The organism is Erythrobacter sp. 'gip.4 top 5' (assembly GCF_056495765.1).
In genome coordinates, this window is record NZ_CP200270.1 from 52,825 (window position 1) to 78,416 (window position 25,592).

Genomic DNA, 25,592 nt, shown 5'->3' on the forward strand with positions numbered 1-25,592 from the left:
CGATGAACACCGCGCTCGCAGCCAGCGTGTCTGCCGAAGAAGGCATCCCCGCTGTCATCCCCGGTGAGCCGCTGAAGGACCGCCATGTCTTGATCGTGGTCGAAAACCTGCCCCTGCCGTTTGACCGGCGGGTGTGGCAGGAAGCGCGCACCTTGAAGGCGGCGGGCGCGCATGTTTCGATCATCTGCCCGACCGGCAAGGGATATGAGAGCCGCTTCGAGGTGATCGAAGGCATCGAAATCCACCGCCACCCGCTCCCGCTCGAAGCCAAGGGCGCGATCGGCTTTCTGGCGGAATATGGCGCGGCGCTGTTCTGGGAGACGGTGCTGGCGTGGAAGATCCATTTCAAGCGCCGCATCGACGTGATCCAGGGGTGCAATCCGCCCGATCTGATCTTTCTTGTCGCGCTGCCCTTCAAGCTGCTGGGCGTACGCTACATCTTCGATCATCACGACATCAACCCCGAGCTTTACGAAGCCAAGTTTAACAAGCGCGGGTTTTTCTGGCAGCTCATGGTATTGTTCGAGAAGCTGACCTTCAAGGCCGCCGATGTCTCGATCGCGACCAACCATTCCTACCGCAAGATCGCGATTGAACGCGGCGGCATGGCACCCGATCGCGTCCATGTCGTGCGCTCGGGCCCTGATCTGTCGAAACTCAGGCGCGTGCCCCCGGTGGATAGCTGGAAAAACGGCCGGGCGCACATGGTCGGCTATGTCGGGGTGATGGGCGAGCAGGAAGGGATCGACCTGCTGATCGATGCGGTGGAGCATCTGGTGCGCGTCATGCACCGCGAGGACATCCAGTTCGTGCTCGTCGGCGGCGGGCCTTCGCTGGCCGAGCTTAAGGACATGACTGCGCAGCGCGGCCTTTCGGACTTCATCACCTTCACCGGCCGTGCGCCCGATCAGGAGTTGTTCGAGGTGCTCTCGACCATGGACCTCGGTGTGAACCCCGACCGGGTGAACGCGATGAACGACAAGTCGACCATGAACAAGATCATGGAATATATGAGCCTGGGCAAGCCGATGGTCCAGTTTGATGTCACCGAAGGGCGGTTCTCGGCGCAGAATGCCTCGCTCTATGCCGAGGCGAACAATCCCGTCGACATGGCGGAAAAGATCGCCGCGCTGGTTGATGATCCCGCCGCGCGGGAAAGCATGGGTGCCTATGGCCGCGAGCGGGTGGTGAACGAGTTGAACTGGCAGCACCAGATCACACCCTTGCTGGCCGCCTATACTCAGGCCCTGACCAAGTAGCCGCGAAAGGCGGCGAAAGGTAAAAACCACAGCAAGCCTAACGCGATTTTAAGGGCTTTGCGACCATTACCCCGGCAGAACACTGGGACGATGATTGCATGAACGCTCCTTTCGATGCCACTGCCGCGCTTGAGCGCAAGGCACTCGGCCAACCTATGCCCGACCATCAGGTCGCGGTGATCGGCCTGGGCTACATTGGTCTACCGACCGCAGCCCTGCTCGCGAGCTACGGCTGGAGCGTGTGCGGCGTGGATGTTTCGCAAAAGGTGGTCGACACGGTCAATGCGGGCGGCGTTCACATCGAGGAGCGCGATCTCGACAAGCTGGTCCACGATGCCATCACGGCGCAAACGCTGGTCGCCTCGACGCAAGTGCCGACCGCCAGTTTCTACATGATCGCGGTGCCCACGCCTCTGGGTCCGGACAACACGCCCGACATCACCTATGTCGAAGCCGCAGCACGCGCGATTGCGCCCAAGATCTTGCCCGGTGCGTGTGTGATTGTGGAAAGCACGTCACCGGTCGGCACCACCGAACGCGTCGCCGCGATCATCGCCGAAGTGCGCCCGGATCTGGTCGTCCCGCGGGACGGCTGCGACGCCGAGGCAGACATTGCGCTGGCCTACTGCCCCGAACGCGTTTTGCCGGGCCGGATCGTCAACGAACTGGTCCACAATGATCGTGTGATCGGCGGCGTCACCGCAGCCTGCGCCGAGCGTGCCGCGGTGCTGTACACCAGCTTTGTGAAAGGCGATTGCCTTTACACCACGGCCCGCGTGGCCGAGACGGTCAAGCTGGTTGAAAACTCCTTCCGCGATGTGAACATCGCCTTTGCAAACGAACTTTCGATGATCGCAGATGTGATCGGGGTGGATGTGTGGGAGGTGATCCGCCTCGCCAACCGTCACCCACGCGTCAACATTCTGCAACCCGGCCCCGGTGTGGGCGGACATTGCATCGCGGTGGACCCGTGGTTTCTGGTTTCAGGTGCTCCAACCGCCGCGCGCCTCGTCAGGACCGCCCGCGAAGTCAATGACCACAAGGCGGTCCATACCGAAAACAAGGTCCGCGCCTTGCTTGATGCCGCGCCTGCCGGGAAGGTCGCCTTGCTGGGCCTCGCCTTCAAACCCGACATCGACGATTTCCGCGAAAGCCCCGCGCTCGAAATCGCGGAAAGCCTTTCCCACACGCATGGGGATCGCATATTGGTTGTCGAGCCTTTCACCGATGAACTGCCTCAGGCGTTTGACGGCAGCGGTGCGTTACTGATGACGCTTGACGCGGCGCTGCGGGAAGCGGAGATTGTGGTGGTGCTGGTCGATCACACCGCGTTCAGGCACCTGTCTCCGCAAGACCTTGCGGGCAAACTGGTGTTCGATACACGCGGTATGCTGCGACGGTGAGCGGTTTGGGGAGCGAAACGCGCGGGAAGCCCCGCATCCTCGTCACCTTCGGCACCCGGCCTGAAGCGATCAAGATGTTTCCGGTGGTTGCCGCCCTACGCGAAACCGGGCGCTTCGATGTGAAGGTTGTTGTGACCGCGCAGCACCGCGAATTGCTCGATTCCGTCCTCGCCTTGGCTGGTCTTAGACCCGACCTCGACCTCGACCTGATGCAGCCAGACCAGTCATTGGACGGGCTCGCCGCGCGTTTGCTTACACGTTTTGGCGAAGCGCTTGACGCCCTACAGCCTGACCGGGTGCTGGTGCATGGCGACACATTGACGACGATGATGGCGAGCCTCGCGTGCTATTTTCGGCGCATTCCCGTGGGCCATGTTGAAGCGGGATTGCGCAGCGGCGACATCTATTCGCCTTGGCCAGAAGAGGTGAACCGCAAGGTCACCGGCGTGATCGCCGATCTGCATTTCGCCCCGACGCAAACGGCGGCCGCAGCCTTGCGCGCTGAAAATGTCGACGAAAGCGCCATTCACATCACTGGCAATACCGTGATTGATGCCCTGCTGTTCGCACAGCGGAAGATCGCCGCCGACCCGGCCCTTGCCCCGGCCATCGCCCCGCTTAAATCGCGGTTTGCACAGCGGCGCATCATTGCTGTCACAGCGCATCGGCGCGAAAATTTTGGCGTTGGCATGGCCGAGATTGCGAAGGGTTTACAGGCTCTTGCAGAGCGCGATGATGTCGCGATCATCTACCCTATGCACCCCAATCCCAAGGTGGCTGAGGTCATGCGCCCAGCTCTTTCAGGCCATGACAATATCGCCCTGATCGAGCCTCTGGAATACCTTGATTTCGTGGCAATGATGTCGGCCTGCGATCTCGTGCTCACGGATTCTGGCGGCATTCAGGAAGAGGCTCCTGCCTTGGGAAAACCAGTGCTTGTCATGCGCGATACCACAGAGCGACCCGAAGGCATCACGGCTGGAACGGCCCGCTTGGTCGGAGCCGATTGTGCCCAAATCGTCGAGCAAACAGCGCGGTTGCTGGATGATCGGAAAGCCTATGATGCTATGGCGAGGGCCCACAATCCCTATGGTGACGGAGACGCCAGCCTGCGCATTGCGCGGCTGATTGCCGCCGCGCACTAATTGGCTGACCAAGCGGCGGGGCACGTTTTTTCACTAAATGTTGGCCGCGCAAGCAGACGCAGACCGTGGTGGGTCCGGCCTAGGCCACCACCGCCGCAATCCAGAATGCAGAAAAACGCCGGTGGCGCGATCGCGTCGCGCTAAAGGCTGCGAATAATGCCCGAGAAATCGGTACTCGGATTATCAGCTGCAAAGGCCTCATAAATCGTTCGGGCGTGTTCACCCAGGTCGACCTTGGCGCCCGCGCCTTGCGCTGCTTCGATCGCCAATCGCAAATCCTTGAGCATCAACCCGGCGGCGAAACCGCCTTGGTAATCATTGTCGGCAGGGCTGACCGGGCCGACGCCAGGGACGGGGCAATAGGACGTCATCGACCAGTTCTGACCCGATGAAACGCTGGAAATATCGTAGAATGTCTGCGCGTCCAGCCCCAGTTTCTCGGCCATGGCAAAGGCCTCGCAGGTGCCGATCATCTGGATCGCCAGAAGCATGTTGTTGCAGATCTTCGCCGCCTGCCCGTTGCCCGCGTCGCCTGCATGGATCACCGCTTTGCCCATCGCAGCTAGGATGGGCTGGGCGCGAGCGAAGGCTTCCGGGGTGCCGCCGACCATGAAAGTTAACGTTCCGCCATTCGCGGCGGCAATCCCGCCCGAAACCGGCGCATCGACCATGTGGTAGCCATGCGCCTCGGTCACTTCGATGACTTCGCGCGCGGTGGCAACGTCGATAGTCGAGCAGTCGAGCAGGATCGCACCTTCGGGGGCATGGCCGATCACGTCGTCCCAATAGACCTGCCTCACGATGGCGCCATTGGGCAGCATCGAGACGACCGCCTCGGCGGTGGCGCAGGCTTCTTTAGCAGTGGCGAAAGTTTCGCATCCCGCCTCGCGCGCGGCGGCGAGCGCGGGCTCGGAAAGGTCGAAGGCGCGGACTTCATGGCCTGCCTTCACCAGATTGGCAGCCATCCCGCCGCCCATGTTGCCGAGGCCGATGAAGGCGATTTTCATGTTACTCTCCGTATCAGCTTATTGCACCCACGATCCCAAACATCAGCAATCCCAGTGCCCCGGCCGAACCCATCCCAAAAATACCATGGATGGCCATCCGCGGCCAAAGCCCTAACCGCTGCGGCGCAGCACTCCCCCGCTTGGCCCACCGGCGCCAAGACCTCAGCGCATAGATCAGGCCAGCGAGCCCGACACCTACCCAGATTGCGGAGATCAACGCCCCTTCCACTGCCCTTCGCGCTTTTCGATAAAGGCCGCCATGCCCTCGGCCTTATCTTCGCTCGCAGTCAGGATCTGGAAGATCCGGCGCTCGACGACCAGGCCTTGATCGAGCGTCATCTCGAATGCCGCGTTGACCATTTCCTTGTTGGCGATCACCGCCATCGGCGGCATTCCGGCGATGGTCGCGGCGGTCTTGAGCGTCTCGGCAATCAATTCCTCATGCGGCACCACGCGCGCTACGAGGTTGCTGCGCTCGGCCTCTTCGGCACCCATCATCCGCCCGGTAAGGCACATTTCCATCGCCTTCGACTTGCCGATTGCGCGGGTCAGGCGTTGGCTGCCGCCCATGCCGGGGGCAACGCCCAGCTTGATTTCGGGTTGGCCGAACTTCGCCTTGTCACTGGCAATGATAAAGTCCGCCATCATCGCAAGCTCGCACCCGCCGCCAAGCGCAAACCCGTTGACCGCCGCAATCCACGGCTTGCGGGTCTTCTTGACGATCTCGGCCGTCCATGGGCTGAAGAAATCGTCGAGAAAGAAATCGGCCGCCGCCTTATCGCTCATTTCCTTGATGTCGGCACCCGCAGCGAATGCTTTGTCACCGCTGCCGGTCAGCACCGCACACCGCTGCGAACCATCCGTCTGATAGGCCGCAAAGGCTGCGATCAGCTCTTCCAGCACCTTGGAATTGAGCGCATTCAACGCCTGCGGTCGGTTGAGCGTGATGAGGGTGACGCCCTTGTGCCCTTGCGCGTCGGTCTCGGCGGTGATGGTCTCAAAGCTCATAGCGGTTTCCATTCCTCATCGACAGGTAGTGGCGCGAAGATGGCGTCGATCAGGTCTTCGCTGACCTCCTCGGGCGTCGCCGGGTTCCATTTGGGGTCATTGGTCTTGTCGACGATCACCGCGCGCACCCCCTCGGCAAAATCCGGGCGGGTCAGAACGCGGCTGGCAATGCGGTATTCCATCCGCATGTTGTCGGCAAAATCGGTGAGTCCGGCGCTTTGCGCCAGCTGTCGCAGCGCGACCTTGCAGGTCTGCGGGCTCTTGGTGCCCAGCGTGTCACGCTCCTTGATGGCCCAATCGTCGCCTGCTTCGATTGCCGCCTCAAGGCTGGCTAGAATGTCTTCATAGGAATCGGACGCAAAGTGTTTGGCAATCTTGTCGGCATTCGCTTCGATCCGCGCCTTGGGCGGGGTACCGACGGGTTCGCTCAGGATGCCCGCGATCCGCTCAGGGTGGTCATGGATTCGCGCTTTGATATCCTCGAGCATGGTGTGCGGCACATAATGCGTGGCAAGCCCCGCCCAAAGGCACTCGGCCCCATCCAGCCGCGCTCCGGTCAGCGCAAGGAATTGCCCCAATCGCCGCCCCAGTCTGGAAAGATGCCAACCGCCGCCGACATCGGGAAAAAGTCCAATCCCGGTTTCCGGCATGGCGAAACGGGTGTTTTCGGTTGCGACCCGATACTTGGCGGGCTGCGATATGCCCACGCCACCCCCCATCGTAATGCCATCCATGAAGGCCACGATCGGCTTTGCATAGCTGAACATCTGATGGTTGAGTTGATATTCATCGTGAAAGAACGTGCGCCCCGATACGCCACCGTCATTCAGCGCCGAATTGCGCAAGAAGGCGATATCGCCGCCCGCGCAGAACCCTCGGCCTTCATCGTGATCGAGAATTACGGCCTTAATGCTGTCATTATCCGCCCAGTCAGTGAGCGCCGCGCTCATGGCATGGCACATCTCAAGCGTCAGCGCGTGGAGCGCCTTGGGGCGGTTCAGGCTGATGTGGCCGATCGGGCCATTGGTGCGGATCAGGACGTCGTCCGTCATTAGGTTGGTTCTTTCGGTTCGATCAAGTCCCAGCGATTGCCGAACGGGTCGCTGAAAACGGCCACCGTGCCGTAAGGTTCGTGGCGCAGCGGCTCGTAAAACTCCACCCCTGCCGCGATGAGGCGAGCCTGGGTACCTGCAAAGTTATCTGTATGGGCGAAAAAGCCGACACGTCCGCCCGTCTGATTTCCAATCGCTATGGATTGTCTGGCATTGGCCGCTTTGGCGAGCAACAGTCGTCCGCCTAGCGCGCCGCCGACTACGACCCATCGCTTGCCGCCGCCGATATCATTGTCCGCAATGAGACCGAAGCCAAGCGTATCCACACAAAACGTGATCCCTGCGTCGTAATCGGGCACCAACAATGTCGCCATGGCTAGGCACAGCCCTGTCACTGGCGCAGCAAGTCCCGACCCACCACCATGCGCATGATCTGGTTTGTCCCTTCAAGGATCGAGTGCACCCGCAAGTCGCGCCAAAAGCGTTCGATCGGGTAATCCTGCAAATAGCCATAACCGCCAAACAATTGCAGCGCGCGATCAACGACGGACGAACCATTATCGGTCGCCAACCGTTTGGCCATCGCGGAGAAACGCGTCTTGTCGGGCGCGTTGTCGGTCACCTTGGCCGCCGCCAGATAGAGCAGCGCGCGCGCCGCTTCCAGATCGGTCGCCATGTCGGCGAGCATGAATTGGGTATTCTGGAACTCGGCCACGGCCTGGCCGAACTGCGTGCGCTCCTTGGTGTACTTGATCGCCTCATCCAAGCACCGCTGCGCTCCGCCGAGCGAACACGCGCCGATGTTCAGCCGTCCGCCATCCAGACCCATCATTGCGATGCCAAAGCCTTCGCCTTCGCCGCCGACACGATTTTCAACCGGCACACGCACATCTTCAAGGATCAACTGCGCGGTTGGCTGCGAATGCCATCCGAGTTTCTTCTCGTTCGCACCGAAGCTGACGCCGGGCATATCCTTTTCGATCACGATGCACGAAATGCCCTTCGGCCCATCCTCGCCCGTGCGCACCATCACGGCATAAATTTCGTTAGCGCCTGCGCCGGAAATGAACTGCTTGGTGCCGTTAAGGACGTAATGATCGCCGTCGCGTCGCGCCGTGGTACGAAGTGCCGAAGCATCTGATCCGCTCGAAGGCTCCGTCAGGCAATAGCTGGCGATGTGCTCCATCGTGATCAACTTAGGCAGATACTTCGCCTTGACCGCATCCCCACCGAAACGGTCAATCATCCAGGCCGCCATGTTGTGGATCGAGATGAACGCGGATGTCGAAGGACAGCCATAGGCCATCGCCTCCATGATCAGCGCCGCTTCGAGGCGCCCCAATCCGATCCCACCCGATTGTTCGGAGACATAAATCGCGCCAAAGCCCAACTCGGCGCTGCGCTGGATCACGTCCTTGGGGAAGATGTGTTTCTCGTCCCATTCGGCGGCGCGGGGTGTGATGTTATCAGCGGTGAAGCGTTGAGCGACTTCGCGGATGGCGAGTTGATCATCGGTGAGTTGAAATTGTCCATGCATGGCAGACCCTCTAGCCACCTTGTGCGTCCTCGAAAAGGGCGTCGGAGGATTGCGAGGCGCAGAAATTTGCTGATGTTGTCTTTCTGCCAAATCCACTGGTGCAAGCCAGGCGTATTATTACGATGACACCTGCAAAGCCGACGCTGATCTTCGTGTACAACGCCAAGGGCGGGTTACCGTCTGCACTCGGCGATATGGTGCACAAGATCGTATCACCTCGCACCTATCCGTGTTCGTTGTGCGCGCTTACCTATGGCGCATTTTCGATGCGGCACGAATGGCGGGAATTTTTGAGCCGCATCGGGATCGGTAGCCTGTTTCTTTATCGAGACGAATTCCGCGCCGACATAGATGATCGTGACGTGCCGCTTCCGGCAGTCCTGTTTGGCGACAATAGCGCCGTTCCTGAAGTGTTGGTGAGCGCCGCAGAACTTGATGCCCTCCCCGATCTTCCATCACTGACCACGCTGATCGAGGGGCGGTTGGCGAAGATTGCAAACTGATCCATCCGGGCGGCGCAATTGGCACCGGGCCGCCCTTCCCTATTCATCCGCAGGTAATCTCGACGATTGTCATCTTCGCATCATAACGAACATTCACTCGGTCATCACGATAGTCCATTGTCCATGCCGCGTTGGGCGGACCCCAGCGCAAACTGCGCGCGCCGCTGTCTTTGACGATCACCCCTCCAATCGCCTCGCTGGCGCCTTGGCCGACGTGAATTTGCACAGGCGCGGAATTACACATCATTGCCACGGACGGCGGCTGCACGCGCTCTGGGCGTTCGGTCCCATTGGCACCGCTGTCCACAGCGCAACCTGACAGAATGATGATCGCTGTTCCGGCGAACACACACATCCGTGCTGTCACTTCGTTCTGCATAAGTTTTCCACTTTACAACCGGGCCCGACCCGTCGTTTGGAGCCAAGGCTTATCAGGGCTAGACGCGCATGAAATCCCAGCGGGTAAGTCTGTGAAAGCCGCTCTCACACCTCGTTCTCATGCTTGTCGAGTTCATCGCCGGTCACGCTCACGACATGGAGCAGATTGGTCGACCCCGGAGTTCCAAACGGCACCCCGGCAAGCACGATGAGTTTTGCGCCCGCTTGGGCAAATTTGTGACGCAGGGCCATGCGTTTGCCTTTGCCGATCATCTCTTCGAAACTACCGATATCCTGTGTCGCTACCGCATGAGCGCCCCATAAAAGCGCCATGCGCCGTGCGGTGCGAAGAGAGGGCGTAAGCACCAGCATAGGCGTTGCCGGACGTTCGCGCGCCACCCGCCGTGCGGTCGAACCGCTGGTGGTGAACACCGTGATCGCGCTGATTGGCACGGTATCGGCGATAGTCATGCAGGCGTGGGCCAGCGCGTCGGACGTGGTGGCATCGGGCGGCGTGTCAAGAAAGCGCACCCGCTCTTTATAGCCTTCGTCGCGTTCCACCTGCACCGCAATGCGATCCATCATCGCGACCGATTCTTCCGGCCAGGCACCCGCCGCGCTTTCCGCTGAAAGCATGACGGCGTCCGCTCCGTCATAGACTGCGTTGGCAACGTCGGAAACTTCGGCGCGGGTCGGCGTCGGCGCCTCGATCATCGATTCGAGCATCTGTGTCGCCACGATAACCGGCTTGCCCGCCCGGCGTGCAGCATTGACCATGCGCTTCTGCAGCGGGGGCACTTCATAGGGTTCAAGCTCAACGCCCAAATCACCGCGTGCAACCATGATCCCATCGGCCAATTCGATGATTTCATCGAGCCGGTGGATGGCTTGCGGCTTTTCGATCTTGGCGCAGATCGCCGTGCCATGCGTACCGATGAGCTTTCTTGCCTCGGCAATATCCTCGGGCCGTTGGACGAAGCTGAGGCCGATCCAGTCCACTGCATGTGCCGTGGCAAAGGCCAGATCACGGCGGTCTTTTTCGGTCATGGCCGGGATCGGCACCTCGGCATCGGGCACGTTCACGCCCTTGCGATCCGAAATCACCCCGCCGACTTCGGCTGAGCAGAGGATGCGACTGCCCGATGCTTCGAGCACCTTCAGGCGGATCTTGCCATCATTGATCAGCAACCGCTGCCCGCGCTCCATGATACCGAACAATTCGGGGTGCGGCAGGCAAACGCGATTTTCGTCACCGGGCGTTTCGTCCCGATCGAGTACAAAGTGACCCGAATGGCGGATCACCGCTTGCCCGGTCGCAAAGGTGCCCACGCGCAATTTGGGGCCCTGAAGATCGGCCAGGATCGCAATCGGCCGCGCAAATTGCTTTTCCAGGGCGCGGATGGCCGTGACAGCCGCTTCGTGATCGGCATGGGTGCCGTGGCTCATGTTGAGACGAAAGGCATCGGCGCCCGCACGCATCAGCCGTTCAAGCATTTCGGGTGAGCGGCTGGCCGGGCCGATGGTGGCGAGAATCTTGACCTTGCGGCCGCGCGGGTCGATCCGTGCCTGATCGCGTCGTGACATTTCTTGGGTATCCTTGGTTGCCGCGCGCTATGACACACCCGTTTTTCAACTCAAGGTAAAGCCGTGATGAATAGCAATGCCGATCCGCTCGATTCGCTGGACGATGCTCAGGCCGCGGCCGCGTTCCGCCGACTGGTGCGCCACCTGCGCCACCGCCATGATGCGCAAAACATCGACCTGATGGGTCTCACCGGATTTTGCCGCAATTGTCTGGCCGACTGGATCCGCGATGCTGGCTTCCCCGGTGACAAAGACACAGCGCGCGAAATGATACACGGAATGCCGAGTGCGGAATGGAAGGCAACGCGTCAAACCTCCGCGACAGAGGCGCAGATCGCACGGATGAAAGCAAGTGTGGCGAAGAACGCACAGGAATAATTTGCCGCGGCGGTTCACCCTTGGCGTGCGGCTAGCTATCGCACGCCATAACTGATTCTTATTCCGATGGAGCCTTCCCCATGAGCGATAACGCCAATTCCACCGATGACCGCCTGCGCCTGCTGATCGAGCGCATCGAGCGCCTTGAAGAAGAGAAAAAGGGCATCGCTGACGACATTCGCGACGTTTACATGGAGGCCAAGGCTGTAGGTTATGACCCCAAGATCATGCGCCAGATCGTGCGTCTGCGAAAAATGAAACCTGACGATCGCAGCGAACAGGACATGCTGCTGGAGACGTACAAGACCGCGCTCGGCATGGCGTAAGTCGGAGCGTCGGCGTCTTTCTGTCATTGAAATTGCACCAAGCTGTCTTACGTCGATAAGACAGCTTGGGAGGAGATAAGGCTAATGGCATCCCCATGGAAAGACTCGCGCGGCGTAATTGTCAGCACCACCCCGACGCTCGAAGGCCGTCCCATCCAGGACTACCTCGGCATCGTGACCGGCGAGGTGATCGTCGGTGCCAATCTGTTTCGCGACCTGTTCGCCAATATCCGCGACATCGTTGGCGGACGTTCAGGCTCATATGAGCGCATTCTGGCGGACGCTCGCAAGCAGGCGATCGAGGAATTACAGGCGGAAGCTGCCGCGCTCGGGGGCAACGCTGTGGTCGGGATCGATCTCGACTATGAAGTCATCGGAGATCGCGGGTCTATGCTGATGGTCAGTGCCAGTGGTACCGCCGTGCGGGTCTAGGCGGGTCTCACCACCAGCCGTAGTCGCTCAATAGGAATAGCGCGTTGTAGGCGGCGTGGTGGAGCATCGCTGGACCAAGTCCCAGACGGGTTCGGCTATATGCGAGCAGCAGCCCCCCAAGGGTCTGCGGCACCACCACCAGCAGGCCCAACGGATGCACCAGCGGTTCGTAATTGCCCAGATGAATGACGCCAAACAGCAAGGTTGATCCCCAGACGAACCAATGGAAATGGCGAATAAACCACGCGGGCACCGCCGTGTCGCGATGCTTTGTTCGGCTCCAGTGAACGAGGCCTGCAAACAGCAGCGCGGCCCCAGCAAGGTTCAGGACATCAGCGTAAGCCGACGGCACCAGAAGGTTTCCTGAAAATAGCGCAAGCGCGCCAAAACCATAGGCCGCAAACCGCAGCGCGGCGATTTGCCCGCGCATCCAGCCGCGAAACAGCGCCTCCTCCAACAGCGGAGCGAGCAGCAACGCGTTGAACATATTCTCTGCCAGAGGAATTTCTTCGTTGATCGGCTCTGGCAGGAAGTGGCCCTGCGCATCCCAAACCCCGGTCAGCATCGATGCCAAGGTATCAAGCACGAGATCGAACGCAAAGATCGCTGCCAGCGCCAGCATCGCTGCGCGTCCCCATGCCATCGGCTGTGACACATAGCTTGGCCGCGTGGCAAACCGCGCCACGTCCGCCAGTCGCCCGCGCAGGCTCATCGCGCCCGCCACACGCACCCTTGCATCGCCCTTACCTGCCGGAGTAAGGCGCGCTTTCATATTTCCAACATTCCGGTGAAATTCGTCCAATGGCAGGCCATTCCAAGTTCAAGAACATCATGCACCGCAAGGGTGCGCAGGACAAGAAACGCTCGGCGATGTTCTCCAAGCTATCGCGCGAGATTACCGTGGCAGCCAAGATGGGGATGCCCGATCCCGACATGAACCCGCGCCTGCGCCTCGCCGTCAACGCGGCCAAGGCGCAGTCGATGCCCAAGGACAATATCCAGCGCGCAATCGACAAGGCGAGCATGGCGGGCGGTGAGGATTACGAGGAAATCCGCTACGAGGGTTATGGCCCGGCAGGCGTCGCGCTGATCGTTGAAGCGCTGACCGATAACCGCAATCGCACCGCCACCAATGTCCGCACCGCGTTCAGCAAGAACGGCGGCAACTTGGGCTCCGAAGGCTCGGTCAGTCATGGGTTCGAACGCAAGGGGATGATTGAATACCCCGCCGGCGCGGGCGATGAGGAAAAAATGCTTGAAGCCGCGATCGAAGCGGGCGCGGATGACGTGGAATCCTCGGAAGACGGTCACACCATCTGGACCGCTGCCGATGCGCTGCACGGCGTTGCGGGCGAATTGGAAAAGGTGCTTGGCCCGGCAGACAATGTGAAGCTGGCATGGAAGCCGTCGCTCACCGTGGAAGTCGATGAAGATACGGCGGGCACACTGATGAAGCTGATCGACGCGCTCGACGATGATGACGATGTGCAGACCGTGTGGGGCAACTACGACATCCCTGATGATGTGATGGAGACGCTGGGCTGAAACGTTGGGAATGGCTGTTGGCCCTGCTGCTGGGGGCCGCGTTTGTCCTCGCCATGCTTTGGCGGTTCGGTATCCGGATCGGGCTTTAGGCGGGTGATCATCCTCGGTCTTGATCCCTCGCTGACGTCCACTGGCTGGGGGATGATCCGCTGCGAAGGGTCGCGGATCAGCCACGTTGCCAATGGCCAGTTAACCACTGATGTTTCGGCACCCATGGCCCAGCGGCTCGCACAATTGCAGGCTGGCGTGCGCGAGGTGATCGTCGCTTACGGGCCAGTGCGTGCGGCATCGGAGGAAATCTTCGTCAACAAGAACCCGCAATCCACCCTCAAGCTGGCGCAGGCGCGCGGCGCAATATTGGCGGCGTGCGGGGCGGCAGGGCTGACAGTCAATGAGCACGCGGCGCGCTTGGTCAAGAAAGCCGTCACCGGCACAGGCGCGGCTGACAAGGCGCAGGTCGCCGCGATGGTAAAGGTGCTGCTGCCAGGCACAATCATCGCCGGAAGCGATGCCGCCGATGCGCTTGCTGTCGCCATTGCCGATGCTCACTTGGCGCCGCGCTATTGACGGCGCCACAAGCTGATTGCGGGCAAGCGGAATAGCACGCGGTGCTGGCGCACGCATCAAAGTCTGGGTCGGTTCAACCCCTATATGAAGATTTCTGATTGACCAGCAGCATGGCTGGCGAAAACCACAAGCCAGGCGAGATGCGCTCTATGGTGGGCGGGGCATATAATCCCAAACCATTCCACCACATTTCCACCACAAGGCGCAGACACGAAAATGCCCGGCGCACGCACCGGGCATCTTTTATCGTTTGAAATGCGTTCAGCCCTTAGGCATCAGCACCGCATCAATGACGTGGATGACGCCGTTGGAGCATTCGATGTCGGCCGTTACAACCGAGGCATCATTGACCTTGACGCCCGAAGTTGCGTCCACAGAAAGTGCTTCGCCATTGACAGTGGCCGGCTCCAGCGTTTTGCCGGCGATGTCTGCAGCCATCACTTTGCCGGACATCACGTGGTAGGTCAGGATCGCAGTCAGCTTATCCTTGTTTTCCGGCTTGACGAGATCATCGACCGTACCGGCGGGCAGCTTTGCGAATGCATCGTCACTCGGCGCAAACACCGTGAACGGGCCTTCGCCTTTGAGCGTGGCGCCCAGGTCAGCAGCAGTTACCGCGGCGACCAGCGTCTTAAATGTTCCGGCTGCGACTGCAGTATCGACGATGTCGTGAAGAGTATTTGACATTATGTATTCCAATTAAAAAGGGCAGTCTATCCAAAAAATAGCAGAATGACTGATCCCTAAGGGATATTTCATTTCAGGTTTGCACTTGAAATAAGAGGAGGACTGATTTGGACCTTCCTTACCTAGTCATATAGAGCGATGCTGCGCCTGTTCAAGCGCATTGATCTGAAATATATATTTTATTTTTACGGAAACAAATCCCTTTTCATGAGGATTCGTCTCGTCCGTGAAATAGTCATCAGAGTGTATATCGCATGAGTTGGCTTTCCCGTCATTTGTGCACAGAGAGTCGCGGTAGCGAAGAAGGCCTCCCTGAATTTTTTTCGGTATGCAAAGGGAGCAGACCTGACCATCTCATAGCGGCGGATCTGGCTTCACCCCCATCGCTAAGCCGTGTGTACTAAGGAAGACCGATGACAAAAATCAGCCTCTACGGCATTTCGAATTGCGACTCCGTCAAAAAGGCGCGCACGTGGCTTGATAGTCACGGCCTTGCCTACGCTTTCCATGATTACAAAAAAGTAGGCGCCGATCATGCCAAAGTCGGCGCGTGGATTGCCGCAGCGGGCGTTGATCTGGTCGTCAACCGCAAGGGCACAACCTATCGTGCGCTGTCAGATGCCGACAGGGGCTGGCGGTTGACAGTCACACAGCTGTCGCTTTGCTGGTTCAGCAGCCCAGCATTATCAAGCGGCCGCTCGTCGAATATCCCGACGGCGTTCTGGTCGGTTTCAAGGAAGACGAATGGTCCGCAGCCTTGCTTTAATTGCCGCCGCGATGCTGGCAGCCGCTTCTCCGCTGGCGGCGCAAAACATGCTGATCATCGCGCACCGGGGCGCGAGTGCCGATCGGCCTGAACACACGCTCGCCGCCTATGAACTCGCAATCGATCAGGGCGCGGATTATATTGAGCCTGACCTCGTGGCGACCAAGGATCTGGTGCTGGTGTCGCGCCACGAAAACGAACTGTCGGGTACCACCGACGTCGCGAGCCGCGAAGAGTTTGAGGATCGGCGCCGCGACAAGACCATTGACGGACAAAAGGTGGCCGGCTGGTTTGCCGAGGACTTCACCCTGGCCGAACTGCGCACCCTGCGGGCCAAGGAACGTATCCCTTCGCTGCGCCCCGCCAATGCGCGGTTTGACAAACTTTATCAGGTGCCAACTTTGGCCGAGATCGTGCAACTGGTGCGCGCCAAGGAGGCGGCGACCGGACGCAAGATCGGACTGTATCCGGAATTGAAGCACCCCGCGTTCCTGTTGCAGAACGAAGGCATCGACATGGTCGATTTGTTGCTGCGTGAACTGCGTATCCTTGGCATAACGGCGGCTGATCCGGTGTTCATCCAGAGCTTCGAGATTGCGCCTTTGCAGCGGCTCAAACAGCGCGGCGACGGGTTCAAGCTGGTGCAATTGGTGGCGCCTATAGGTGGTCCGGCGGACGAACCTGCGATGCGTTATGCCGAGATGGTGACGCCTACGGGCCTTGTCGAAGTGGCCAAATATGCCGATGCGGTGGGCGCAAATATTACGATGATCCTCTCCCCTGACGGCGCACCGACGCCGCTGGTGGGCGATGCCACGACACTGGGCCTTTCAGTGCACGCTTGGACACTGCGCCCGGAAAATGAGTTTCTGCCCTCTAGCTTGCGCAGCGGCGATGATCCCAAAGGACGCGGCTGCGGCGATCTGAAGTTGGTTGCAATGCTGGAAGCAGCTGGCGTGGCAGGCGTGTTCAGTGATGGCGCGTTGAAGGGTCGCGACTGCCGATAACACCATACGTCCTGAACTTGTCGAAGGCCTGCACCTTCTGCCGCACCGCCGGAAAAAAAGAACAGTGCTTCGACAAGCTCAGCACGAACGGGGTGACAAAACCCTAGGCCCGCCGCGCGCTCAGGATGTAATTGAGCGACATGTCGTCCGAAAGGTGCAGACCCTTGCCCGGCCGCCATGCGATCCCGCGCTTTGCGGTGACGATCAGTCCCACTTCGGCCAACAGCGCCCCAAACTCGTCGGGCGTGATGAAATCGCTCCAGCGATGCGTACCCTTGGGGACATACCCCACCGCCTCGGCCGCGCCGACCAGCAGCACCCGCGAAGCCGCGGTGCGATTGGGGGTAGACATCACCAGCAACCCGTCGGGCGCAAGCCGCGCGGCAACATCGCGCAGGAAGGCGGCCTTGTCAGCGACGTGTTCGATCACTTCGACGCAGGTGACCAGATCGAAGGTGCCGATATCCAGCCCCGCGACCTCCCCCGCCATGTAGCGGATATCGAGCCCCATGCCATCCGCGTGGGCAGATGCCGCCGAAACATTCTCCGCCGCTGCGTCCACGCCCGTCACGCTCGCCCCGAGCCGCGCCAAAGGCTCGCACACCAGCCCAGCGCCGCAACCGATATCCAGCGCCGACTTGCCTGCCAGCGGCTTTGCCTGCACCGCCGCATCCGGCCAATGCGCATCAATAGCGTCCCGGATAAACGCCATCCGCACAGGATTGACCTGATGGAGCGATGCCATCGGCCCCTTCGGATTCCACCAGTCGCGTGCGAGGCCGGCAAAGAATTCGGCTTCTTCAGGACGGATCGTTACATTCAGGTTCTTGGTTGATACGTTTGCGTTTCCCATGAACGCCCCTTAACAGCGCGCGCGAACACTCACCAGCAGGAGCTGCATCTTGGCCCGCATTGTGATGAAATTCGGCGGCACGTCGATGGCCGGGACGGAGCGGATCCGCCGCGTCGCCAATCTCGTGCGCGCACAAGCCGCGCCCAAGCCCGATGGCACCCGCGATTCGGTCGCGGTGGTCGTCAGCGCGATGGCAGGGGAGACAGACCGGCTGGTGAACTTCTGCCGCGAGGCGAACCCGCTCTACGATCCGGCGGAATATGATGTCGTGGTGGCCAGCGGCGAACAGGTGACCAGCGGCTTGCTGGCCCTGACACTTCAAGCGCTGGGCTGCAGGGCGCGCAGCTGGCTGGGGTGGCAATTGCCGATCCAGACCATCGAAGCCCATGCCAAGGCCCGCATTGACGAAATCGACGTGCCGGCGCTGATTGCTGCGTTGGACGCAGGCGAGATCGCTGTGATTCCGGGCTTCCAAGGCGTGTCAGGCGATGGCCGCATCACGACACTGGGTCGCGGGGGTTCGGACACTTCGGCGGTCGCTGTCGCCGCAGCGATCGGGGCGGACCGCTGCGACATCTACACTGATGTCGACGGAGTCTACACCACTGACCCGCGCATCGTCGCTAAGGCCCGAAAGCAGAAGGCGGTGACGTACGAGGAAATGCTCGAACTGGCATCGGTCGGCGCCAAGGTGTTGCAAACCCGCTCGGTCGGGCTTGCGATGAAGGAAAAGGTGCGGGTGCAGGTGCTTTCGAGTTTTATCGGCGAAGGCGCCCCGCCCGCCGATGATCTGCCCGGGACGATGATCGTCTCCGAACAGGAAATGGACGAATTGGTGGAGAATGGCCTGATGGAACGCCAGCTAGTAACCGGCATCGCGCATGACAAAAACGAAGCCAAGGTGATCCTCACCCGCGTGCCTGACCGACCTGGCGCGGTGGCGAACATCTTTGAACCGCTCGCTGCGGCCAGCATCAATGTCGACATGATCATTCAGAACGTCGGCCGCGACAAGGGTGAGACAGACGTGACCTTCACCGTCCCACAATCGGACCTAGCGCGCGCGCAGGCGCTGCTGGAGGATCGCCGTAACGCAATCGGCTTCAACCGCATCATCACCGACAGCAAAATCGCCAAGATCAGCGTTGTGGGCGTCGGCATGAAAAGCCACGCCGGTGTCGCCAGCACGATGTTCCGCGCGCTGTCTGATCGCGGGATCAATATTCAGGCCATCTCCACCAGCGAGATCAAGGTCAGCGTGATGATCGACGAGGACGAAACCGAACTTGCCGTGCGTGTGTTACACACAGCTTACGGGCTGGATGCAACTCGCTAACATAATTGTAAGGGACCCGCTTTTCCGTCCTACCGGCGAACCGGCGAATTGTCGCAGCCGGGCCTACCGTAATAACGACATATTAACTTACCCGACTGACTGTGCGCACTCTGCTTAAATGGAGTCGCACCTCATGGCCTTGGAAGCCCATCTCGAAACTGCCGACGGGCAAACGGATGCGCGTGCTACTGCGCGACGCAATCTGCTCCTTGAAACCGAGGGCGTACTGTCCAACGGGCACGAGGCGAATGTCACCATTCATAATCTGTCAGCGGCCGGGTTGCTGCTGGAAACCGGATTAGGACTGACGATCGGTGAAGTGCTCACACTCCATCTGCCGCAAGCAGGCGCGGTCGGAGCGGTGATTGTGTGGCGCAGCGACCGGCTTTACGGCTGTGCCTTCGAACAGGCAATCAGTCCGGCAGGGTTGGCGGCGGTTCAGTTGCAGGGCCTCAGCGTCGATACGCTGGCTAAGCCTGCGCGCTCCACATCGTCGATTTTTTCCGGGGAGACACTCGGTTCACGGATCAATCGGTTGCGGCGTGAATCCGGGTTGACGCTTGCAGATGTGGCCTCCGCCCTCGGGGTTAGCAAGCCGACCGTGTGGGCATGGGAAAAGGGCAAGGCCCGCCCCCTGCCCGAGCGGCTCGAAGCGATTGCCGCCACGTTGAATGTCGCCCCTGACCTGCTGCTCGCAAGCCCACATGAGACTAGCGACATCGAGACAATCATCACCGCCTGCCGCGTACGTATTGCCGAAGCTTGTGAAATCTCCCCGGCGGCAGTCAAAATCATGATTGAATTGTAATCGCCACTCGGTTCGAATTCACCGAAAGAGGCTACGTACTGCGCGCGGTAGGTATTCGACAGACTGACGAACACGGAAAACATGGTAAACAAGATCAGGAGGCGATTCGTTTTTTAGTCGCGTATGTTTACCTAGCTAACAATAACTTAAGTTATTTTCGAAAAAATAGTGAATTTTCTTCACATAACCGAAGTTCGTTAGTTACCACGTAAATCTGACTGAGAGCAAGTTGACGAATTTATCGTTAGACCGCTGGGGCACTGTCGGCATGAAAATTGGTTTGAGTGACGTCGAAGGACACGTCTTGCACGGACTGCTGGAAGAATCTTCCGGTGACATCGTAATTCGCCTCGATCGCCATGGGTTCATTATTCACACATCGGCCAACATCGCTGAACTGGGTTTTGATTTTTCGGATGCCTTGTTGCTGCCCCACATCACCGACCTGGCTGCTCCGGATCATGCCGCTTTTTTGGCTGACCATGTAGATGCGGCTTTGGCCGGACAGGCGCAAATCGGCTGGGCCGAATTTCCCGTTACCGCCTGCATCGAGCGGGAATCGTGCTATGATAGCCAAGGCCAACGCTGGTATGCCCTCAATCTGCGGGCGATGATCGATTCTAGCGGTGTGCCTGATGGTGCCATGTGCTTGATGCGTTCGGTCCAGCACGTGCGCAGCCTCGAAGGCGAATTACACGCCCGCGCCGTCACGGATCCGTTGACTGGGCTCGCCAACCGCCAGGCCTTCTGCGCCAACCTGCGACGCCATCTCGCGCAGGGCGGTGGGCAGGTGATTGCGGTGTTCGCCGTCGATGCCATGCGCGCGCTGTTGATGCGCTACGGCCAGCGCACGGCAGATGAGGTGCTATGGGGCTTTGCCAAGTTCCTCGAAACCATGGCGCTGCCGGGCCACGAATTGGCGCAGCTGGATGGTGAGCGGTTCGCCGTGTTGCTGCCCGAAATAACCTCGCGCGGCGCGCGCGAATGGGCCGAAGAAGTCGTGACGACCTTTTCGGGCCTCGCCGCGCCAGTGTCTGCAAAGGCACCGCAGCTTTCGGCCAGCGCCGGGCTGGCACGCGTGGAGTGCACCGTTGACTGGACCTTGAGGGAAGCGGAATTGGGTCTTGTGCTGGCGCGGGCCGGCGGCGGACGGCAGGTAGTCACAGCGGGTTATCGGCGGGCGGCGTAGCTCCCTCTAGACTTGGCATCGGAGGCGGCTAAACCGCGTCTATGAGCCATATTGCCACCATCTTGCTGCTCGGTTCGGGCGAGCTGGGCCGTGAATTTGTGATTGCCGCCAAGCGCCTGGGTGCGCGGGTAATTGCCTGTGACAGCTATGACAACGCGCCCGCGATGCAAATGGCCGATGGGCGAGAGGTCTTTTCCATGCTCGACGGCGCAGCCTTGCGCGCGGCAGCCGAAAAGCACCGACCTGATCTAATCGTCCCTGAGATCGAAGCGATCCGTACCGAAATGCTGGCGGAACTGGAGCGCGATGGCTGGTGCGTGGTGCCCTCGGCCCGCGCGGCGCAGCTGACCATGAACCGCGACGCAATCCGCGACCTAGCGGCCAGCAAATTGGGTCTCGTCACCTCACAATATGGCTATGCCGAGAGCCTCGCAGAGGCACACAGCGTGGCGACGCACATCGGTTATCCGTTGGTAATGAAGCCGGTGATGTCCTCATCGGGTAAGGGACAGAGCAAGGTCAACGATGCCAAAGCACTGGATGCCGCATGGGAGTATGCCGTCGCCAACATGCGCGGCGACCGCGCGCGGGTGATCCTCGAAAAGTTTATCTCGTTCGACTACGAAATCACGCTGTTGACGGTGCGCCACGCTGCCAAGGATGGGGACGCCATCAGCTTCTGCCCTCCAATCGGCCACCGACAAGAGCGCGGCGACTACCGCGAAAGCTGGCAACCGGCGGCAATGTCCGCCGCAGCGCTCGCCAAGGCTCAGGAGATGGCTTCTCAAGTGGTCATGGCGCTGCAAGGCGGCGGGCGCGGGTGGGGCCTGTATGGTGTGGAGTTTTTCGTTGCCCGCAACAAGGACGGCACCGAGGAGGTGATCTTCTCCGAACTCTCTCCCCGCCCGCATGATACGGGCATGGTGACGTTGGCCAGCCAAGACCTCAACGAATTCGACCTACACGCCCGCGCCATTCTGGGCCTGCCGGTGCCCGATCAGATTATCGCGCGACCTGCTGCGTCTGCAGTGATCCTCGCCGACCAAGACAGTGACACTTTCACCTTTGAAGGGCTGGCCGATGCACTCGCCCTTTCAAATCATGTCGATGTGCGGCTTTTCGGCAAGCCTATGACCCGCCCCTGGCGCCGCATGGGCGTTGCGATAGCGCGCTCTGAAACCACAGATGGCGCTGTCGACCTTGCCAAGCGGGCCGCCCAAGCTGTGCGGATTGTCTATTCTCCCAACGCCGACTAAAGCGCGAGCATGACCCAATACCCTAACACCGCTGCCATGATGCAGCGCGGCACGGACTTCCTTGGCTGCGATACCGCGATCATGTGCGGCGCAATGAGTTGGGTGTCGGAACGCAACCTCGTCGCTGCGATCTCCAATGCGGGCGGCTTTGGTGTGATCGCATGCGGAGCGATGACACCCGACATTCTCGACCGCGAAATCGCTGCAACCAAAGCGCTCACTAGCAAACCCTTCGGCGTCAATCTCATCACCATGCATCCCGCACTCTTCGATTTGATCGACGTGTGCCGCAAGCACGGCGTGACCCATGTGGTGCTGGCTGGCGGGATCCCGCCCAAGGGTTCGGTCGAAGCGATCAAGGAGGGCAGCGACACCAAGGTGATCTGCTTTGCCCCCACCCAGGCGTTGGCCAAAAAGCTGTTACGGTCTGGCGCGGATGCAATGGTGATCGAAGGTAGCGAGGCAGGCGGACACATCGGTCCAGTCTCCACCAGCGTGCTGGCCCAGGAAATCCTGCCCGACCTAAGCGCGGATCATCTGATCTTCGTCGCAGGCGGAATCGGTCGGGGTGAAGCGATTGCCAGTTACCTTGAAATGGGCGCGGCGGGCGTGCAATTGGGCACGCGGTTCGCCTGCGCGACCGAAAGCATCGCCCACCCCGATTTCAAGAAAGCCTTCTTCCGCGCCAATGCTCGCGAGGCCATTGCATCCGTGCAGGTTGATCCGCGTCTGCCCGTGATCCCGGTGCGCGCCTTGAAGAACAAGGGTACCGAAGAGTTCACCGCCAAACAGCGCGAAGTCGCAGCACTGCTCGATGCCGGCACGGTCGACATGCGGGAGGCGCAATTGCAGATCGAACATTTCTGGGCGGGCGCCCTGCGCCGCGCGGTGGTGGACGGTGACGTCGAAAACGGCAGCGTAATGGCGGGTCAATCGGTCGGCATGGTGACAAAGGAAGAACCTGCCGCCGACATCATCGCGCAACTAATGGCCCAGTGCGAAACGGCGCTGACCCGATGACGTGGCCGCGCCACTGATCCTTACCGTCGCATGTGCTGACCGGTCGGGAATCACGGCGCAGGTCACGGGCCTTTCTTCGCGCGCGGAATCAAGATTATCAGCGCAACCGCGCATTTCTTCACAGCTGACCTCGATGAAGGCCCGATTATTGGTCAGGCTGTCGAGCACGTTACCCATTCTAACCGTCCCGACGGCGTCGTGCGCAAGGGCCACGACATTAAATGCCCTGTTCTGGGCGACGCGGTGAGCATGTTCGCGCAGAAATGCGTCTTCACAAAAGGGTGGGCGCACCGTGGTGTTGAAAGCCTAACGCCGCGCGACCTTCGGGTTGGCTCCCATCGTCTTGTCCTCATTAGCACGGTGGATCACGTAAGCGCGGATCGCCTCAATCTCCTTTGTGCTTAACGAACCGGCAAAGCTCGCCATGCCGTTGTCCTTGAGCACCCCGTCATGCACCACCGCGCTCCACGCAGCCGCGCTTTCAAGCGATCCGGCGCGGCGAAGGTCGGGCAGCACGGTTGAACCCACTGCGCCCGGCGCGTGGCACACCGCGCAATATCGAGCATACTTGGTCTGGCCAATGGCGATGATCTCGGCCGAAGCTTTGCTTGGCGGCGGATCAAGCGGGAGCGCGGCGAGTTCCGGCTCGGCCGGCAATTGGGCCGTACCGCCCAACTTGAATACCAGCAGGCGACTGATATTGCGCACCGGCGCCTTGCGGTTGATCAGATCGCCATCGACCGACAGGGCATAGGCCCCTCCCCACCCCGCCAGCACCGCAACATATTGCTCACCCTTCACCGTATAGGTAACAGGCGGCGCAACCACTCCGGTCTGCGCGGCAAAACTCCACAGCTTCTTGCCGTTGGACGCGTCGTAGGCATTAAACTCACTTCCGGTAGTGCCTTGGAACACAAGGCCACCGCCCGTGGCGAGCAAGCCCCCGTTCCAAGGGCCGGGATGCTCGACTGTCCAACGCGCTTTTTGCGCCACCGGGTCCCACGCCACCAACATCCCTTTCAGAGAGCCGGCGACCTGTTTGCGGAAACCCTCATCCGCTGGAACATCGCCCGCACCAAGATTGAAGCCGACATTGAACCCGCGTGCGGTATCGGGCTTCCAGTCAGCCTCGGGCGCATACATCATGCCCGCTTCGAAAGCCGGGATGTAGACGAGGTTTTCGGTAGGGCTGTAGGCCATTGGGTGCCAGTTATGCCCGCCCAGCGCGCCGGGCGTCACTAGGGCGGGTTTACCGGTCTTGTCGACGCGGGTTTCGGGATTTTCGATCGGGCGGCCCGTTACAGGGTCGATGCCGCTGGCCCAGTTGACGCTGACATAGGGCTTGGCACTGATAAACTTGCCCGTTTCGCGGTCGATTACATAGAAAAAGCCATTCTTGGGTGCCTGCATCAGCACCTTCCGCGGCTTACCGTCGATCTCCATATCGGCGAGCATAATGTGCTGCGTGGCCGTGAAGTCCCAGGTTTCGCCCGGTGTGGTCTGGTAGTGCCAGACATATTCGCCGGTCGAAGGCCGCACCGCGACGATGCTGGACAAGTAGAGGTTATCGCCTTCACCCGTCCCGTCCTCGCCCGGACTGCGATAGGCGCGGTTCCACGGACTGCCGTTGCCAACCCCGATATACAGCAGATCAAGCTCGGGATCATAGGCCATCGAATCCCACACTGTGCCGCCGCCACCGATCGCATCGGACGCGCCCAGCACATCCATATTCCAGGTTTCGGCGGCCTTCTGGAGATAAGCGGGCTGGTCTTTCGCATCGCCGCCTTCCGGCACGGTGTAGAACCGCCACAACTCCTCGCCGTCATTGGCATCATAGGCCGCGACATAGCCGCGCACGCCAAACTCCGCCCCACCGTTGCCGATGATAACCTTGCCGTCGATCACGCGCGGCGCGCCGGTGATAGTGTAGCTTTTAGACTGGTCGACCGTGACCGTTTCCCACGCCACCGTGCCGGTGTCGCGGTCGAGCGCCACCAAGCGCCCGTCCAGCGTGCCGAAGAATAACTTGTCACCCCAAGTGGCAAGGCCCCGGTTCACCACATCGCAGCAGGCCTTGACCGCTGTTTCGCCCGGAACCTGCGGATCATATTCCCACAGCTTGGCCCCGGTGGTCGCATCGAAAGCCTTTACCTTGCTCCACGCGGTGGTCAGGTAAAGCTTGCCATCAATGACCAGTGGGGTCGCTTCTTGCCCGCGGCCCGTGTCCATGTCGGCAAACCAGGCGAGGCCCAATTCCCCAACGTTCTCGCGGTTCACGCTGTCCAAGGGGGAGAAACGCTGTTCGGAATAAGTACGCCCGTGGCTGATCCAGTTGGCCGAATCGGCATCTGCGCCCACCAGCATCGCCATGGTGATCCCGGCACCGGCTGCGTCCGCGCTCGCGAAAACTTCACTGCAATTCGCCAGCGTTCCTGCTGACAGCAACACAGCTGCACTGAACGCCCACCGCTTGATATCCATGTTTCCCGCTCTCCCCGTTGCGTGGCTGCCCGTTTTGCCGGGTCATGCGCCATTGATGCATG

28 protein-coding genes are annotated in these 25,592 nt (G+C 60.4%); 16 read left to right on the top strand and 12 right to left on the bottom strand.

Annotation, left to right across the window (positions count from 1 at the left end; all coding sequences use genetic code 11):
• Positions 1 to 2: 2 nt before the first annotated feature.
• The 3 genes from ACRANW_RS00285 (at position 3) to wecB (ending at position 3,807) form a co-directional block, all read left to right on the top strand.
• On the top strand, positions 3 to 1,259 hold the full coding sequence (locus ACRANW_RS00285) for a glycosyltransferase family 4 protein (RefSeq protein WP_479432599.1): 1,257 nt from the start codon (positions 3 to 5) through the stop codon (positions 1,257 to 1,259).
• A 98-nt stretch (positions 1,260 to 1,357) separates the two neighbouring features.
• Positions 1,358 to 2,662 carry a UDP-N-acetyl-D-mannosamine dehydrogenase gene (gene wecC / locus ACRANW_RS00290; RefSeq protein WP_479432600.1) on the top strand — a complete coding sequence of 435 codons (1,305 nt, stop codon included), beginning with the start codon at positions 1,358 to 1,360 and terminating at the stop codon, positions 2,660 to 2,662.
• The gene (wecB, locus tag ACRANW_RS00295) at positions 2,659 to 3,807 is read left to right on the top strand and encodes a non-hydrolyzing UDP-N-acetylglucosamine 2-epimerase (protein WP_479432601.1); all 1,149 of its coding nucleotides are present in this window, start codon (positions 2,659 to 2,661) and stop codon (positions 3,805 to 3,807) included. The genes wecC and wecB overlap by 4 nt, the downstream gene beginning before the upstream one ends.
• Before the next feature lie 140 nt (positions 3,808 to 3,947).
• Here wecB and mmsB read toward each other — a convergent pair whose 3' ends face one another.
• The 5 genes from mmsB to ACRANW_RS00320 form a co-directional block, all read right to left on the bottom strand.
• The gene (gene mmsB, locus ACRANW_RS00300) at positions 3,948 to 4,814 is read right to left on the bottom strand and encodes a 3-hydroxyisobutyrate dehydrogenase (protein WP_479432602.1); all 867 of its coding nucleotides are present in this window, start codon (positions 4,812 to 4,814) and stop codon (positions 3,948 to 3,950) included.
• Between the two features lie 213 nt (positions 4,815 to 5,027).
• Entirely contained in the window at positions 5,028 to 5,822 is a 795-nt protein-coding gene (locus ACRANW_RS00305; RefSeq protein ID WP_479432603.1) for an enoyl-CoA hydratase-related protein, read from the bottom strand.
• Complete coding sequence (locus ACRANW_RS00310; protein WP_479432604.1) at positions 5,819 to 6,874, bottom strand: enoyl-CoA hydratase/isomerase family protein; 1,056 nt, start codon at positions 6,872 to 6,874, stop codon at positions 5,819 to 5,821. Before ACRANW_RS00310 ends, ACRANW_RS00305 begins: the two co-directional genes overlap by 4 nt.
• Positions 6,874 to 7,248 (bottom strand): VOC family protein, encoded by a 375-nt coding sequence (locus tag ACRANW_RS00315; RefSeq protein ID WP_479432605.1) that lies wholly within the window; start codon positions 7,246 to 7,248, stop codon positions 6,874 to 6,876. Before ACRANW_RS00315 ends, ACRANW_RS00310 begins: the two co-directional genes overlap by 1 nt.
• A gap of 17 nt (positions 7,249 to 7,265) precedes the next feature.
• Positions 7,266 to 8,411, bottom strand: coding sequence for an acyl-CoA dehydrogenase family protein (locus ACRANW_RS00320; protein WP_479432606.1), 1,146 nt, complete (start codon positions 8,409 to 8,411; stop codon positions 7,266 to 7,268).
• A gap of 122 nt (positions 8,412 to 8,533) precedes the next feature.
• Between ACRANW_RS00320 and ACRANW_RS00325 the strand changes: the two genes are divergently transcribed.
• Complete coding sequence (locus ACRANW_RS00325) at positions 8,534 to 8,914, top strand: hypothetical protein (RefSeq protein WP_479432607.1); 381 nt, start codon at positions 8,534 to 8,536, stop codon at positions 8,912 to 8,914.
• Between the two features lie 43 nt (positions 8,915 to 8,957).
• Here ACRANW_RS00325 and ACRANW_RS00330 read toward each other — a convergent pair whose 3' ends face one another.
• Together ACRANW_RS00330 and pyk are read right to left on the bottom strand one after the other, a co-directional pair.
• Positions 8,958 to 9,293 (bottom strand): I78 family peptidase inhibitor, encoded by a 336-nt coding sequence (locus tag ACRANW_RS00330; RefSeq protein ID WP_479432608.1) that lies wholly within the window; start codon positions 9,291 to 9,293, stop codon positions 8,958 to 8,960.
• A 104-nt stretch (positions 9,294 to 9,397) separates the two neighbouring features.
• A complete protein-coding gene (pyk, locus tag ACRANW_RS00335) occupies positions 9,398 to 10,876 on the bottom strand; it encodes a pyruvate kinase (RefSeq protein ID WP_479432609.1) in 1,479 nt (492 codons plus the stop codon).
• A 66-nt stretch (positions 10,877 to 10,942) separates the two neighbouring features.
• On the opposite strand from pyk, the gene ACRANW_RS00340 reads away from it, so the two are divergent.
• The 3 genes from ACRANW_RS00340 to ACRANW_RS00350 all read left to right on the top strand — a co-directional run bounded on the left by ACRANW_RS00340 (position 10,943) and on the right by ACRANW_RS00350 (position 12,012).
• Positions 10,943 to 11,254 carry a DUF1244 domain-containing protein gene (locus ACRANW_RS00340; RefSeq protein ID WP_479432610.1) on the top strand — a complete coding sequence of 104 codons (312 nt, stop codon included), beginning with the start codon at positions 10,943 to 10,945 and terminating at the stop codon, positions 11,252 to 11,254.
• Between the two features lie 80 nt (positions 11,255 to 11,334).
• A complete protein-coding gene (locus ACRANW_RS00345; protein WP_479432611.1) occupies positions 11,335 to 11,580 on the top strand; it encodes a DUF2312 domain-containing protein in 246 nt (81 codons plus the stop codon).
• A gap of 84 nt (positions 11,581 to 11,664) precedes the next feature.
• Entirely contained in the window at positions 11,665 to 12,012 is a 348-nt protein-coding gene (locus ACRANW_RS00350) for a heavy metal-binding domain-containing protein (RefSeq protein WP_479432612.1), read from the top strand.
• A 7-nt stretch (positions 12,013 to 12,019) separates the two neighbouring features.
• Here ACRANW_RS00350 and ACRANW_RS00355 read toward each other — a convergent pair whose 3' ends face one another.
• Positions 12,020 to 12,784, bottom strand: coding sequence for a CPBP family glutamic-type intramembrane protease (locus ACRANW_RS00355; RefSeq protein ID WP_479432613.1), 765 nt, complete (start codon positions 12,782 to 12,784; stop codon positions 12,020 to 12,022).
• Between the two features lie 29 nt (positions 12,785 to 12,813).
• Here ACRANW_RS00355 and ACRANW_RS00360 point away from each other — a divergent pair, with 29 nt between their 5' ends.
• Both ACRANW_RS00360 and ruvC read left to right on the top strand, forming a co-directional pair.
• Positions 12,814 to 13,557: a YebC/PmpR family DNA-binding transcriptional regulator gene (locus ACRANW_RS00360; RefSeq protein WP_479432614.1), complete on the top strand. Its 744-nt coding sequence runs from the start codon at positions 12,814 to 12,816 to the stop codon at positions 13,555 to 13,557.
• A 93-nt stretch (positions 13,558 to 13,650) separates the two neighbouring features.
• Positions 13,651 to 14,124 carry a crossover junction endodeoxyribonuclease RuvC gene (gene ruvC / locus ACRANW_RS00365; protein ID WP_479432615.1) on the top strand — a complete coding sequence of 158 codons (474 nt, stop codon included), beginning with the start codon at positions 13,651 to 13,653 and terminating at the stop codon, positions 14,122 to 14,124.
• A gap of 261 nt (positions 14,125 to 14,385) precedes the next feature.
• Here the strand turns inward: ruvC and ACRANW_RS00370 are convergent, their stop codons facing one another.
• Positions 14,386 to 14,811, bottom strand: a complete 426-nt coding sequence (locus ACRANW_RS00370; RefSeq protein ID WP_479433969.1) for a fasciclin domain-containing protein — start codon at positions 14,809 to 14,811, stop codon at positions 14,386 to 14,388.
• Positions 14,812 to 15,472: 661 nt separating this feature from the next.
• Here ACRANW_RS00370 and ACRANW_RS00375 point away from each other — a divergent pair.
• Together ACRANW_RS00375 and ACRANW_RS00380 are read left to right on the top strand one after the other, a co-directional pair.
• Entirely contained in the window at positions 15,473 to 15,577 is a 105-nt protein-coding gene (locus tag ACRANW_RS00375) for an arsenate reductase family protein (RefSeq protein ID WP_479432616.1), read from the top strand.
• Entirely contained in the window at positions 15,556 to 16,584 is a 1,029-nt protein-coding gene (locus ACRANW_RS00380) for a glycerophosphodiester phosphodiesterase family protein (protein WP_479432617.1), read from the top strand. The genes ACRANW_RS00375 and ACRANW_RS00380 overlap by 22 nt, the downstream gene beginning before the upstream one ends.
• Positions 16,585 to 16,687: 103 nt before the next feature.
• Here the strand turns inward: ACRANW_RS00380 and ubiG are convergent, their stop codons facing one another.
• Positions 16,688 to 17,437: a bifunctional 2-polyprenyl-6-hydroxyphenol methylase/3-demethylubiquinol 3-O-methyltransferase UbiG gene (gene ubiG / locus ACRANW_RS00385; protein WP_479432618.1), complete on the bottom strand. Its 750-nt coding sequence runs from the start codon at positions 17,435 to 17,437 to the stop codon at positions 16,688 to 16,690.
• Between the two features lie 49 nt (positions 17,438 to 17,486).
• On the opposite strand from ubiG, the gene ACRANW_RS00390 reads away from it, so the two are divergent.
• The 5 genes from ACRANW_RS00390 to ACRANW_RS00410 all read left to right on the top strand — a co-directional run bounded on the left by ACRANW_RS00390 (position 17,487) and on the right by ACRANW_RS00410 (position 23,046).
• Entirely contained in the window at positions 17,487 to 18,773 is a 1,287-nt protein-coding gene (locus ACRANW_RS00390) for an aspartate kinase (RefSeq protein ID WP_479432619.1), read from the top strand.
• Between the two features lie 133 nt (positions 18,774 to 18,906).
• Positions 18,907 to 19,581 (top strand): helix-turn-helix domain-containing protein, encoded by a 675-nt coding sequence (locus tag ACRANW_RS00395; protein WP_479432620.1) that lies wholly within the window; start codon positions 18,907 to 18,909, stop codon positions 19,579 to 19,581.
• A 268-nt stretch (positions 19,582 to 19,849) separates the two neighbouring features.
• On the top strand, positions 19,850 to 20,770 hold the full coding sequence (locus ACRANW_RS00400; protein WP_479432621.1) for a GGDEF domain-containing protein: 921 nt from the start codon (positions 19,850 to 19,852) through the stop codon (positions 20,768 to 20,770).
• 41 nt (positions 20,771 to 20,811) lie between these two features.
• Positions 20,812 to 22,026, top strand: coding sequence for a formate-dependent phosphoribosylglycinamide formyltransferase (purT, locus tag ACRANW_RS00405; protein ID WP_479432622.1), 1,215 nt, complete (start codon positions 20,812 to 20,814; stop codon positions 22,024 to 22,026).
• Positions 22,027 to 22,035: 9 nt separating this feature from the next.
• Entirely contained in the window at positions 22,036 to 23,046 is a 1,011-nt protein-coding gene (locus ACRANW_RS00410) for an NAD(P)H-dependent flavin oxidoreductase (protein ID WP_479432623.1), read from the top strand.
• Here the strand turns inward: ACRANW_RS00410 and ACRANW_RS00415 are convergent.
• Positions 23,011 to 23,223 carry a hypothetical protein gene (locus tag ACRANW_RS00415; RefSeq protein WP_479432624.1) on the bottom strand — a complete coding sequence of 71 codons (213 nt, stop codon included), beginning with the start codon at positions 23,221 to 23,223 and terminating at the stop codon, positions 23,011 to 23,013. The genes ACRANW_RS00410 and ACRANW_RS00415 overlap by 36 nt on opposite strands.
• A gap of 129 nt (positions 23,224 to 23,352) precedes the next feature.
• On the bottom strand, positions 23,353 to 25,530 hold the full coding sequence (locus tag ACRANW_RS00420) for a PQQ-dependent dehydrogenase, methanol/ethanol family (protein WP_479432625.1): 2,178 nt from the start codon (positions 25,528 to 25,530) through the stop codon (positions 23,353 to 23,355).
• Positions 25,531 to 25,592: the final 62 nt, after the last annotated feature.

Excerpts from the sequence above, each read along its gene's own strand:
- ACRANW_RS00285 (WP_479432599.1), top strand. The coding sequence starts at position 3 with ATGAACACCGCGCTCGCAGCCAGCGTGTCTGCCGAAGAAGGCATCCCC.
- wecC (WP_479432600.1), top strand. The coding sequence starts at position 1,358 with ATGAACGCTCCTTTCGATGCCACTGCCGCGCTTGAGCGCAAGGCACTC.
- mmsB (WP_479432602.1), bottom strand. The coding sequence starts at position 4,814 with ATGAAAATCGCCTTCATCGGCCTCGGCAACATGGGCGGCGGGATGGCT.
- ACRANW_RS00305 (WP_479432603.1), bottom strand. The coding sequence starts at position 5,822 with ATGAGCTTTGAGACCATCACCGCCGAGACCGACGCGCAAGGGCACAAG.
- ACRANW_RS00310 (WP_479432604.1), bottom strand. The coding sequence starts at position 6,874 with ATGACGGACGACGTCCTGATCCGCACCAATGGCCCGATCGGCCACATC.
- ACRANW_RS00315 (WP_479432605.1), bottom strand. The coding sequence starts at position 7,248 with ATGGCGACATTGTTGGTGCCCGATTACGACGCAGGGATCACGTTTTGT.
- ACRANW_RS00320 (WP_479432606.1), bottom strand. The coding sequence starts at position 8,411 with ATGCATGGACAATTTCAACTCACCGATGATCAACTCGCCATCCGCGAA.
- ACRANW_RS00325 (WP_479432607.1), top strand. The coding sequence starts at position 8,534 with ATGACACCTGCAAAGCCGACGCTGATCTTCGTGTACAACGCCAAGGGC.
- ACRANW_RS00330 (WP_479432608.1), bottom strand. The coding sequence starts at position 9,293 with ATGCAGAACGAAGTGACAGCACGGATGTGTGTGTTCGCCGGAACAGCG.
- pyk (WP_479432609.1), bottom strand. The coding sequence starts at position 10,876 with ATGTCACGACGCGATCAGGCACGGATCGACCCGCGCGGCCGCAAGGTC.
- ACRANW_RS00340 (WP_479432610.1), top strand. The coding sequence starts at position 10,943 with ATGAATAGCAATGCCGATCCGCTCGATTCGCTGGACGATGCTCAGGCC.
- ACRANW_RS00345 (WP_479432611.1), top strand. The coding sequence starts at position 11,335 with ATGAGCGATAACGCCAATTCCACCGATGACCGCCTGCGCCTGCTGATC.
- ACRANW_RS00350 (WP_479432612.1), top strand. The coding sequence starts at position 11,665 with ATGGCATCCCCATGGAAAGACTCGCGCGGCGTAATTGTCAGCACCACC.
- ACRANW_RS00355 (WP_479432613.1), bottom strand. The coding sequence starts at position 12,784 with ATGAAAGCGCGCCTTACTCCGGCAGGTAAGGGCGATGCAAGGGTGCGT.
- ACRANW_RS00360 (WP_479432614.1), top strand. The coding sequence starts at position 12,814 with ATGGCAGGCCATTCCAAGTTCAAGAACATCATGCACCGCAAGGGTGCG.
- ACRANW_RS00370 (WP_479433969.1), bottom strand. The coding sequence starts at position 14,811 with ATGTCAAATACTCTTCACGACATCGTCGATACTGCAGTCGCAGCCGGA.
- ACRANW_RS00380 (WP_479432617.1), top strand. The coding sequence starts at position 15,556 with ATGGTCCGCAGCCTTGCTTTAATTGCCGCCGCGATGCTGGCAGCCGCT.
- ubiG (WP_479432618.1), bottom strand. The coding sequence starts at position 17,437 with ATGGGAAACGCAAACGTATCAACCAAGAACCTGAATGTAACGATCCGT.
- ACRANW_RS00395 (WP_479432620.1), top strand. The coding sequence starts at position 18,907 with ATGGCCTTGGAAGCCCATCTCGAAACTGCCGACGGGCAAACGGATGCG.
- ACRANW_RS00400 (WP_479432621.1), top strand. The coding sequence starts at position 19,850 with ATGAAAATTGGTTTGAGTGACGTCGAAGGACACGTCTTGCACGGACTG.
- purT (WP_479432622.1), top strand. The coding sequence starts at position 20,812 with ATGAGCCATATTGCCACCATCTTGCTGCTCGGTTCGGGCGAGCTGGGC.
- ACRANW_RS00410 (WP_479432623.1), top strand. The coding sequence starts at position 22,036 with ATGACCCAATACCCTAACACCGCTGCCATGATGCAGCGCGGCACGGAC.
- ACRANW_RS00415 (WP_479432624.1), bottom strand. The coding sequence starts at position 23,223 with ATGGGTAACGTGCTCGACAGCCTGACCAATAATCGGGCCTTCATCGAG.
- ACRANW_RS00420 (WP_479432625.1), bottom strand. The coding sequence starts at position 25,530 with ATGGATATCAAGCGGTGGGCGTTCAGTGCAGCTGTGTTGCTGTCAGCA.